This is a genomic window from Microvirga aerophila, from assembly GCF_003332305.1.
Taxonomy (GTDB): domain Bacteria; phylum Pseudomonadota; class Alphaproteobacteria; order Rhizobiales; family Beijerinckiaceae; genus Microvirga; species Microvirga aerophila.
Window position 1 is genome coordinate 1 of sequence record NZ_QOIO01000104.1, and the last position, 9,067, is coordinate 9,067.

The 9,067-nt window shown below is 56.5% G+C and carries 4 protein-coding genes and 4 pseudogenes; 4 read left to right on the forward strand and 4 right to left on the reverse strand.

Going from position 1 to position 9,067, the window contains the following annotated elements; translation table 11 throughout:
* Positions 1-216 (reverse strand): annotated as a pseudogene (locus DRB19_RS30870) (hypothetical protein); the annotation flags it as partial.
* A 58-nt stretch (positions 217-274) separates the two neighbouring features.
* Between DRB19_RS30870 and DRB19_RS27830 the strand changes: the two are divergent.
* The 3 pseudogenes from DRB19_RS27830 to DRB19_RS27840 form a co-directional block, all read left to right on the forward strand.
* Positions 275-692 (forward strand): annotated as a pseudogene (locus DRB19_RS27830) (IS110 family transposase); the annotation flags it as partial.
* A gap of 79 nt (positions 693-771) precedes the next feature.
* Positions 772-1,722, forward strand: a pseudogene (locus DRB19_RS27835) (IS630 family transposase).
* Positions 1,723-1,724: 2 nt separating this feature from the next.
* Positions 1,725-2,571, forward strand: a pseudogene (locus DRB19_RS27840) (transposase); the annotation flags it as partial.
* A 243-nt stretch (positions 2,572-2,814) separates the two neighbouring features.
* On the opposite strand, the gene DRB19_RS27845 reads toward DRB19_RS27840, so the two are convergent.
* A complete protein-coding gene (locus tag DRB19_RS27845; protein WP_114189228.1) occupies positions 2,815-3,861 on the reverse strand; it encodes a glycosyltransferase family 2 protein in 1,047 nt (348 codons plus the stop codon).
* Positions 3,862-4,192: 331 nt separating this feature from the next.
* On the opposite strand from DRB19_RS27845, the gene DRB19_RS27850 reads away from it, so the two are divergent.
* Complete coding sequence (locus DRB19_RS27850; RefSeq protein WP_114189229.1) at positions 4,193-5,389, forward strand: IS256 family transposase; 1,197 nt, start codon at positions 4,193-4,195, stop codon at positions 5,387-5,389.
* 235 nt (positions 5,390-5,624) lie between these two features.
* Here DRB19_RS27850 and DRB19_RS27855 read toward each other — a convergent pair whose 3' ends face one another.
* Together DRB19_RS27855 and DRB19_RS27860 are read right to left on the reverse strand one after the other, a co-directional pair.
* The gene (locus DRB19_RS27855; protein WP_147022927.1) at positions 5,625-7,271 is read right to left on the reverse strand and encodes a Wzz/FepE/Etk N-terminal domain-containing protein; all 1,647 of its coding nucleotides are present in this window, start codon (positions 7,269-7,271) and stop codon (positions 5,625-5,627) included.
* A gap of 53 nt (positions 7,272-7,324) precedes the next feature.
* Positions 7,325-8,620, reverse strand: coding sequence for a polysaccharide biosynthesis/export family protein (locus DRB19_RS27860; RefSeq protein WP_162815922.1), 1,296 nt, complete (start codon positions 8,618-8,620; stop codon positions 7,325-7,327).
* Positions 8,621-9,067 lie beyond the last annotated feature (447 nt).

Sequence of the window (9,067 nt, forward strand, 5' to 3'; positions counted from 1 at the left end):
AGAGGAGAATACACCAAGATGATGTAAAAAGCTCTTGTCGATCACATCAGTGGTCCAGGGATGGTGCGGCTTGGTCCGGCGATGGTCCACATCGTTCTGCGCACAGGCGAGCTCAAACGAGTGGGCGCGGAAGATGTCGCTTGAGCCGTAGCACCTTGCGAAGCAGCGCAGCGGTGCTGGCCTGGGTTGCGCAGCCGCGCTGCGTGGGGTGGTCATGGCCAGCCAGCAGGTCTCACAGTGATGTCGCTGAACACACGCTGGAGGCCGACCGACCATGACCAAGGACAATCCTATCCCCGCTCCTGTCACCCTGGTAGCCATTGATATTTCCAAGTACCATCACGAGGTGCTCATCGAGGCTCCCGGCCGTGCCTGGCACTGGCGGCTGACCGTTTTGCGCAAAGGCTGAGGATGACCATCTCGTCGAGACTTTGGCGGCTTACGGCGGCCCGGTGCTCATTGGTTTCGAGGCCACGCGCGATTACCACCGCGGGCTGGTCTCGTCCGTGGCTCTCGCCCGCACCCGTGAGGCTCTGCACGACGGCTGGGACAAAAACGATCCTAAGGACGCGCAGGTGATCCTGCATATGCTTCGGATCGGCGCGACCCAACGCTATGTCGATCCTCTGGCTGCTGGGATTAACGACCTGCAGGAATTGTCGAACATGCATGCGGCGATCTCGAAAGCTAGAGCGTCGGACTGAAAATTAGACTCCTGGGCTTTTGGGCGGATGTAACCTGTGATTCACTTGGTCGGACGGGAGGTGGATCATGGGTCACTGCTATTCTCTTGATCTTCGCGTGCGGGTCGCCGCCTTCGTGGAGGCGGGCCATTCCTGCCGGGCAGCCGCCCAGCACTTTGACGTCAGCGAGAGTTTCGCCATCAAGCTGGTGCGGCGAACGCGACAGCTCGGCTCACCGGCGCCGGCCCGGCCGCCCGCCGCGAGGCGGCAAGCTGATGTCCTATGAGACCTTCCTGATCCAGACGGTTGAGGCCGAGCCTGCCATCACCATGCCCGAACTCGCAGCCCGCTTGCTGAACGAGCACGGGATCGTTGCCGCCCCGGCGATGCTCTCGCGCTTTCCGTGCCGGCGCGGCTTCACGTATAAAAAACACCTGATGGCGGCGGAGTGCGCACGCGCCGATGTGCGTGAGGAGCGCCGGGTCTGGCGGACACAGCGTCAGGTCCGCATGCGCGAGCAGCCGCACCGGCTGGTGTTCCTGGACGAGACCTACGTCAACACCAAGATGACCCGCCTGCGCGGGCGCTCACGCAAAGGCCAGCGCCTGCGCGCAAGCGCTCCCTTCGGGCACTGGAAGACGCACACCTTCCTGGCCGGGCTGCGCTGTCACGAGCTGAGCGCCCCGTGGTGATTGATGGTCCGATCACCCGGTTAGCGTTTGAGGCTTACATCGAGACCCAGCTCGCCCCGACCCTGCACCAAGGCGATGTGGTGATTCTCGACAACCTGGCCGTTCACAAGAGTGAAACGGCCGCCCAGTGTTTGAAACAGCGAGGTGCCTGGTTCCTGTTCCTGCCTGCTTATTCGCCCGATTTGAACCCGATTGAGCAGGCCTTTGCCAAGATCAAAGCGTATCTGCGCAAGGCTGAAGCTCGCACCTTTGATGCACTCTGGCGAGCGCTCGGTGACATCTGCAACCTGTTCGAGCCACACGAGTGCTGGAACTACCTCAAGGCAGCCGGATATGCGTCCGTTTAACCGTCCGAGGCTCTAAAACCGAGACCTGGCACCGGATCCTGACCCACTATCTGCCCCTGTACTTTCCCAAGATCGCACGCTTTGCCGGCAACAGCCGCTCCGACTAGTTCTTCGCGCTGCTTGAGCGCTTCCCCACTCAGGCCGCATCACGGCTCTGGATCGGGAGAGCTTCATCCAGACGGCTTGCCTCTGGTTGGCAGTTTGGTTTCAAAGGCTCGCTTGCTCAACGACATCTATGAGACCGCTTGCGCCTCGACGGCTTTGTCGGTGGCGGAGGAGTCTGCGGCCATTACCATGTTCCGTCTGGTTCTGGCCCAGGCGCGGCATCTCATCCGCCAGAGAAAGCAGATCGAAGAGCTTGCTCATGCGATGTTCGCCGATCATGACGATTACCAGCGGCTGTGCACGATCCCAGGGATTGGGCCGATCCATGCGCTGACGATCCTGGCGGAGGCTGGTGATCTGCGCCGCTTCAGACATCATCGTCAGTTCCTGAAGTTCTGCGGCCTTGATCTGGCCACCTGCAAGTCCGGCGCGGTCCGCGGCCGAACCAGGCTGTCGAAGTACGGCAATGCCCGCCTGCGCGAAGCACTCTGGAGAACTGCACAGGTGGCGGCCCGCCAGCGCGACAACAGCTTCCGAGACAAACTTGGCCGCTATATCGAACGCGATCGCTATGATGCCGATCCGCGCCGGAAGGCCATGACAGCCTTGACCGCCAAGATGGCCCGGGCGGTGCACACGGTGGTCAAAGGCGGAGCAGAATACCGGCCGTTCTTTGAACGTCCGGTGCCGGGTGGAAGGACCTCTCCCTGTCAGAGCCGTGAGGACACGCGAGTGACCCTGTAGATAATGTTTGGGCCTTCCACCTGGGGTGTATCTCGTATTAAGGACGGTGAGGACCACGGCAATGTCTGCTGGATCCTGTGTTTGCTATGGGGGAGAACGATCCCGTTGACGATGGAAGCCACCTGGCTCAATCTGATGCTAACGCCGATCAAGCCATTCAGTTCGTGCCGCCGCATCGCAGGTCCTCGCTTTGGTGAGCCTCCCCAAGGCAACAGCCATATCCTTTTGAAGGTTCACAGGCCGTCAGACAGGGTCTAGGTGACCTCCTCTGTTCTCTTCGCCAGTCGCTCCATACCGGTGTTTCCAGAGCGGCGCAGCCCAGAATAGTTTACCAACAGCACTCGCCATCCCTATGAGATAGTGGTATCGCCGAGGCGACCCGGTCAAAGCATTAGCCGCAGCTAAGGTTGCAAAGGTCGGAACTTGCACAAGAGCAACAACCATAGAAAGAACGGTAAGTGCTGGGCGCTTCGGCCTTAGTAGCATTGGTATCCGCGACACTCCTTGCCCACCAGAGAACCCCCGCATGATTGCATACCGGAGGGAAAGTCTCTCTGGAGGCACGTGCTCCCACGCTACGGCTTCAGCACACCAAACGAAACGCGCTCCATCCACCAGCATTTGGTTGAAGTATAGATCGTCTTCTCCACCGGTTCGCCCCAGGCGGGGGTCGAAGCGAAGGCTGCTGACGTTTGGAGATTGGCGCCTGATCAAGAAATTGCCTGACGCTAAGCGCGGATACGCTCTACCGTCCCGAGCCCAGAAGGGTACAAGAAGCTTACTCGCAATCTCTGTACCTGTTGGATGCTCAACTGAATGAATTAAAAGGTTCTTAAGTGATGTTTCGCAGAGGTCATCTCTACTACTGGGCATCATTGGCATCACAGGTCCGAACACCACGTCCGCGTCGGACTTGATCTGGGTCTTTAGCAGATTAACTAGCCACCTTTCATCGACTATTTCATCATCGTCAACGAAGGCTATGAACTTACCCTTTGCGTTGCTAAGGCCGGCGTTGCGGGCGTTTGAAATTCCAGGGGATGGCTCATGCACGTATCGAATGTTCCAAGCGCTTGCGTACGCAGTCTCGCTGACGATGGTTGCTGCTGACCCTTCCGTAGAATTATCAACAACAAGAATCTCAATAGATAAAGGGTCGATATCTATTTGTCTAAGGCAGCTCACAAGGCATTTCTGCAGCAAAGATGGCCTTCTAAATGTTGGAATTATGATTGTCACTCGAGGTGAGCGTGTTGGGTCAGAAGAGCTGGGATTACCTGCCGCGCACATATATACCTCAGTTATATACCTCAGTTCTCGCACAAATATGTAACATAGTGTAACCGCGCCGTGCTATGGCATGCCGACTGAAACTCAACCGGCACCACAGCGCGTATTGGTCCCTAGATTGATCTCACTACAAAAGCATCGTCGTCCTCAAGACTATCTACTATATCACAGTGAATAGAGGAGTGTGAGTTCATGAGGTTGGGTCCAGAGAATGGGCTCAGCGGCAGCGTCCCAGGACGTGGTGTAGGAGCGAGACATCGATGAGGTGGTCATCGCCAGTCTTCGGTTAGAGTTCGAGTTGCGACACCTGACCCTGACCCCGGAGACGACGATGACCGACGAGAGAATGGCCCTGATCGAGCTGATCGAAAAGGGGGCCGATGCTGATCTCATCCGCGACATGCTCGCCTTTGCGGCCGAGCGCCTGATGAATCTGGAGGTGGAGGCGCTGACTGGTGCTCCAGCAGGCGTACGCAGCCCGGATCGCCTCAACCACCGCAATGGCTACCGCGAGCGCGCCTGGGACACCCGGGCTGGCCGGATCGATCTTTCCATCCGCAGGCTGCGCAAGGGCTCGTACTTCCCGGCTTTCCTCGAGCCGCGCCGCACTGCCGAGAAGGCGCTCACGGCTGTGATCCAGGAGGCTTATGTCCACGGCATCTCGACCCGCTCGGTCGACGATCTCGTCAAGGCGATGGGCATGACAGGGATCTCCAAGAGCCAGGTCAGCCGCCTGTGCGAGGAGATCGACGAGCGGGTCGACGCCTTCCTGTCGCGGCCGATCGAGGGGGAGTGGCCCTACCTGTGGATCGATGCCACCTACCTGAAGACCAGAGAGGCTGGTCGGATTGTCTCCACGGCCGTAATACTGGCGGTGGGCGTCAACCGCGATGGCCGGCGCGAGGTGCTGGGGATTGCCACCGGCGCCTCAGAGGCCGAGCCGTTCTGGACCGGCTTCCTGCGCTCGCGGGCCGACCGCGGCTTGCGCGGCGTGAAGTTGGTGATAGCCGACGATCATAAGGGATTGCGGGCAGCCGCCACTCGGGTGTTCCACGCCTCGCATCAGCGCTGTCGGGTTCATTGGATGCGCAACGCCATGGCGCATCTTGCTCCCAAGCAGCGCCCGGCCGTAGTGGCGATGCTCAAGACCATCTTTGCCCAGGACACGGCTGAGGCGGCGCGGGAGCAATGGACTTCGGTGGCGGACGCTCTGCGCGAGCGCTGTCCCAAGCTGGTCGAGCTGATGGACCGCTCGCGGGAGGAGGTGTTGATCTACATGAGCTTTCCGCGCGAGCACTGGGGCCAGATTGCCTCGACCAACCCGCTCGAGCGGCTCAACGGCGAGATCAAACGTCGTGCGGATGTGGTGGGGATCTTTCCCAATGACCGGACAGTGATCCCGCTCGCGGGAGCCCTCATGCTGGAGCAGAATGACGAATGGGCGGTGAGCCGGCGCTACATGTCGCTGGAAAGTCTGAGCGCGTTGAGCAATGATCCCGTTCCCAGGCTGTCAGCCGTGACCGCCTGAGCAACTCGGCTCAACCGAGGACTGGCGCTCTTACACCACGCCACGGGACACAATAGGCTCAGCGCACATCAACCAGCGGGCTCCACTTCTGAACGGAAGAAACTTGGGGCTCACGTCAAATGATTGTGGGTTGTTCAGGGCCGACTATTTTATCGATGAGCCTGTTCAGAAGCGTGGCGCCTACGGGGTTTCACAGCGTCGAAGAGTGGCCCGGAGTCCGCGATAGATGACTACGTCAGCACGTACGGGCAGTGTGCGATGCCAAATCGGTCGGTGCGGAAAGCGACGCATCTGCTCGTTCGCGAACTCTAAGGTAACTCGAGGTCGTCCAAGTGTATTTCCAATGATAGTTCTCCAGAGGAAATGAGAACCGATTGATTGCTGATCGCTTTACCTTGTTAAAAATAAATCCAAGCATGCCTTTTTGTCTCAATTCAGCATTGGCCAAGGCGCTCTCAATTAATGCAGCAGGTGCGCGTCCCCATTCGACGACGAGTACAAAGGCGTCTACCATGTTTCCAGCAAGACCGAGATCAGGAACAGGCACGAGCGGTGGCAGATCAATCACCACTATATCGTATTCATTGATCCAGTTCTGCGCGACGCTCTTCACGTGAACGTGGTTAAATCCATGGTTGGCGAGGCGGGCGCCTCCTCTCGGCAAGAAGTGAAGCCCTGCCTCACCAATCTCAAGGCGAGCTTCATTGAAAGACACTGCACCAGCGAAAATATCTGTTAGGCCCTTCGACGCATCAGGCGCGAACTGAGTTGAGAGAGCTGGCTCATAGGCGTTGCCGTCGACTAACAATACACTTAAGCCATCTGCTTTGGCTGAGAACGCTAGATTTGCCGCTATTATCGTTGCGCCTTCTCCAGGGATTGCTGACGTCACGCCAATCACGGGACCAGCGCCACAGGCTTTCGCAGCCACTCCAATGCGTCTGACAAGAGAAATGAGGTCTGAACGGAGAAAAGCCGGACGGAAATTGGGTCTGGCCGTTTCCTTTAGTAGCCTGCTCCTGGAACTGGGATTGAGTTTTCCGATAGCTCCAAGGAAAGGTGCACCCAGCCTTGCTTCAGCCCTTGATGGATTGCGCAGTGTTGTATCGAGTGCATAACGAACTACTGCAAACCCAACGCCCAACAGGAGCCCAAAGCCAGAGAAGACGCCGAGTAGGGCTAAGCGTCGCGGGCCATCTGCCCGAACCGGTGGGGTCGCTAAACTGATGACGCGCGTCTTTGTCCCAAGGTCTTTTATACGATCTCGCAGCCAAGCGCTGGCCGAAGCTGTCGCGGCCGCCGCTGATGCTGCCTGATCGGCGAAGTAAGCCTCGGTGATCTCATTAACAATCCGGGATGATAGCTCCGGATTACTTCCCTTATATCTAACCTCAATGACAGAACTCAGACCAATGCGCCTTACTGAAAGGCGTTGCAAGAAACCCGGTAAGACCGCCAGTGACGGGTGGCTCTGAGCAACACGGCCGGGGTCGAAACCACGAGAACTGGATGTCTGTAGAAAATTCTGGATTCGTGCGACCCAGCCAGGTGCCCCGAGTCCTGGGAACTCCTCGTTCTCAGTTAGTTTTAGAGTATCTATGACCTTAAGTCCTATTGCTTCAGACTTGATGATCTCTACTTGGGAATCCACCATTGATGTGTCGACGGAGCTCATCTCCGGAAGAAGCTCTTGTCTGCCAGACTCAAGCCTAGTGTTTTCTACGAGCAGCAGAGCGCGTGCGGTATAGCTTGGCGAGCGTTGAGAAACATATAGCACGCCCATAAGTGAGATTACGAGCATGAATGCAACAATGGTCCACCTCTCAGTCCATAAATTTCCCAAAAACGGGATTATCGGATTGAGATCTGCGTTGTGTTCCACGCCTGATCCTACTGTAACAAGGCCTATTTTATCATCCCGCTTCACTTTTTCGACTACCTGACACTTCGCAATTCGATTTCAGCTCGAGCAGCAGTATCTGCGGGAGGCACTTTGATATCAGAACCAACCGAAAGTTCGCGGGTCGCAAAGGTTTTCATCGCTGTTATCACGTCCCCAGGTTCAACGAGGTCGTCTTTCTGCACGGGAAACTCGCGCGTGATGCCTTTAGGATCACGACGCACGATGCTAAACCGGAGGCTTACTTCACCTTGACCTTCTCGTATTGCCGCACCGCCAAGCGCTTCTGCCTGGTAGAGCAGATTTTGCTGAGCTAAAAGTTGCTGTTCTACCTCCTCGAGTTGAGCCGACGTCTGCCTAATTTGCACCGTAAGTTCTCTTTCGCGCTCGTCGATCAGCTTGAGGATAGCAGCTTCCGACTGCTCAATATTTTGCTTCGAGCGAACAATGAGAGTATCAATTTCTCGCTGATCACCTTCAATTTGTGCTCCAAGTCGCTCTATAGCAGCCTCTCGAGGTAGAATTGCAAGCCCCTTATCTCCAAGTGTTTTAAAGACCTGCATCTCTTTTTCGACTGACTTCTGCTGCTTTTTCGAACTCTCCATCCGAGCAGTTAAAAGGCTAATTTCTTCCCGATAGAGTGAGATCTGAAGACGCAATCTTGCAATCTGATTAGCTAAAGCTTTTTTTCCTGCCTCCATAATTGCGCTCTCTTGCTGAAGAGAGGATCCCGGAGGTTGTTTTCCGCCTCTTAAGACTTCGGGATCAAGCTCGATGGTACTCTTTCCACTAAGCTCGCCTTTCAAACGAGCCAGGCGCACAGCCAACTCCCGCTTCTTGACACCCAGTGTGGAAAGGCTGCCTCTGCTTAAAAGGGCGTCTCTAATGAAGCTCAGATTATCTGTTGCCCGATACATCCCTCCAGCGATGCTAAGAGCCATCATGACGGTCATTCCGGGACGATATTGATAATCACTTGGGCGCTGAACGTCTCCAAGAATATAGAATGGCCTATACTGCAAAACTTCGACTGAGGCGTAAGGTGTCGCGGATAGTTTCTCACGGACCTGAAGCTCCTCAGCAATTTTTCGTGCGAGATCCGTCGCACTTATACCGGCAGCGTTCAATCTCCCGATCAACGGCAACGATACCAGGCCTTCGTCACTAACGGTCGTTTCGTCCGAGAGCGCTGGCCACTCGTAAACCTTAATACGAATTTTATCCCGCGGGCCAAGCTTATAGTCCGTAGCGAAGGAAGATCCTATGCTGCACAAGGAGACAGCAGCGATCCCCAGTGCGAACAGCCCACCGCGGATAATCTTAGCTGTCATCGCTTGTTGCTTCTCCGGCTCCCACTGATGCTGCGCTAAACACATTTCAATTGCAACCGAAACGCACAGCCTGGACAAGTCCTAATCCAAACGGCTTATCGCACAGAACATGAGTGGTAACTGCAGTGTTTCGCTTGCTTATTAGCCATATCCGGGCAACCCCCTCATCAAACCAGATCTTGCCATATGAATACTCTTGCGTAGTCGGGTTCGACGAGATCCATTGTGCTTTTGGTGTCGTAGCAATGCAGGACGAGAACCACCTCATCGGTCTTTTCGTGATAGATCTCCATGCGCCCACCTTTAGCACGCCGCAACCAAAATTTCCGCGGTGCTCGGCGGATGCTTATAAACAAGGCTTATGGGGCGGTGGACCTGCCCCCGTATGTGATCCACGGCCTATGCAACGTTCCGGGCTTGGTAAGTTTGTCGGGCGAAGGCGTTCGG

Excerpts from the sequence above, each read along its gene's own strand:
- DRB19_RS27845 (WP_114189228.1), bottom strand. The coding sequence starts at position 3,861 with ATGTGCGCGGCAGGTAATCCCAGCTCTTCTGACCCAACACGCTCACCT.
- DRB19_RS27850 (WP_114189229.1), top strand. The coding sequence starts at position 4,193 with ATGACCGACGAGAGAATGGCCCTGATCGAGCTGATCGAAAAGGGGGCC.
- DRB19_RS27860 (WP_162815922.1), bottom strand. The coding sequence starts at position 8,620 with ATGACAGCTAAGATTATCCGCGGTGGGCTGTTCGCACTGGGGATCGCT.